The organism is Streptomyces doebereineriae, from assembly GCF_031845645.1.
GTDB lineage: Bacteria > Actinomycetota > Actinomycetes > Streptomycetales > Streptomycetaceae > Streptomyces > Streptomyces canus.
The window spans coordinates 1-584 of record NZ_JAVREZ010000092.1 but is presented as its reverse complement, the minus strand read 5'-3'; the positions used below and the strand labels follow the sequence as shown (position 1 = coordinate 584).

At 71.9% G+C, this 584-nt stretch carries 1 pseudogene; it reads right to left on the bottom strand.

Features of this window, described 5'->3' with window-relative positions:
• Nucleotides 1–223: 223 nt before the first annotated feature.
• Nucleotides 224–584: pseudogene (locus tag RNB18_RS50855) on the bottom strand (transporter substrate-binding domain-containing protein); the annotation flags it as partial.

Below are 584 nucleotides of genomic sequence, written 5' to 3'. Positions count from 1 at the left end.
CTGCATGCTGGACCGGGTCTGCCCGGGGTGCGGGCGGCTCTCCGACGATGCCGCCCCGGTCTTCTGCAGCCGCTGCGGGGAACGGTTCCCGGAGCGGTGAGCAGGGGGGCGGGCTCGTCCCCGTAGTGCCGGAGGCGGCGGGCCGTCCCCGTACCGCCGGAGCGGCGGGCCCGTCCCCGGTCTCCGTAGCACTGCTCCCGCAGCCCCGCCCCGTACCGCCGCCTCAGTACCCCTTGCACTCCGTCAGGTCCGGGCGGCCCGGCGGGTTCTTCTTGCCCATCAGGCCGGACAGGTTCTTCCGGTACATGTCCTCCCAGACCTTCCCGGCCAGCACGTCCCGCAGCGCCGCGCACACCTCGCCCTTCAGGAGCGGGGACTTGGGGCGCATCGCCACGCCGTACCCCTCCGCGCCCTGGATGTTCTCCAGCCGCCGCACCTTGCCCGGGTTCGCCTTCTCGTAGCCCGCGAGGATGATGTCGTCCGAGGCCACCGCGTAGACGTCGGACGTCACGTCCAGCAGCTTGTCCAGGCAGTCCTGGTACGTGTTGGGCTGCGAGTCCGTCATGGTGAAGCCCCTCTTGGGC